Source organism: Psychrobacter sp. H7-1 (assembly GCF_904846585.1).
GTDB lineage: Bacteria > Pseudomonadota > Gammaproteobacteria > Pseudomonadales > Moraxellaceae > Psychrobacter > Psychrobacter raelei.
Window position 1 is genome coordinate 1 of record NZ_CAJHBH010000115.1, and the last position, 575, is coordinate 575.

General features: G+C 47.3%; 1 protein-coding gene. It reads right to left on the reverse strand.

Annotated features, from left to right (window positions below; all coding sequences use genetic code 11):
* Positions 1–575, reverse strand: a 575-nt coding sequence (locus JMX92_RS13420) for a transposase (protein WP_201546167.1), incomplete at both ends; no start/stop codon positions are given.

Here is a 575-nt window from a genome sequence, read left to right on the forward strand (position 1 = left end):
CGAGCTTGCCAAGTAGCAGGTAGGTTTGGATTTTTCTTTTGTGCCTGAGGAGAGACGGGCATTTGTATTAAGTAGTCCCCTTCACTAAAGGTTTTAATCACAGTGTAACGCAGATTATCTTTAGCCCACATGAGCCAGTGGCTGTTTGGATGGGCTTGTTGCCAACTAATCAGTAAGTCTGCTGAGAAATAGGCTCTATCAAAGAGCGTAATGCTATTATCTTGAACATTTAGCTGATGGGCTAAGGTGATCTCTCCTTGACTCATATCTCCAAGGGTTGTGTCAATGATCTCATGCGTGTCAGTATTGATCAGGCATACCGAACGCATTTGGGGATAGGGCGCCTCTTTAGTTCTGCCTTTGCTTGAGCTAAAGTGCTGAAGGTTCTCATCAGTGTATGGGAGTGAGTATACGACGCCGTCTACAGCGTGGACGCTAAGTCCCATGAAGTCTTGCTGCTGGGCTCGTGATTCTGTTTGGTAGTGAGCACTTAGTTGATGAAATAGCTGCTTTAGAGGCTCATGCCCGAGGCGTTGTCTTGCTTGTACCACAGCGCTGGGCACACAGGCCTTGCT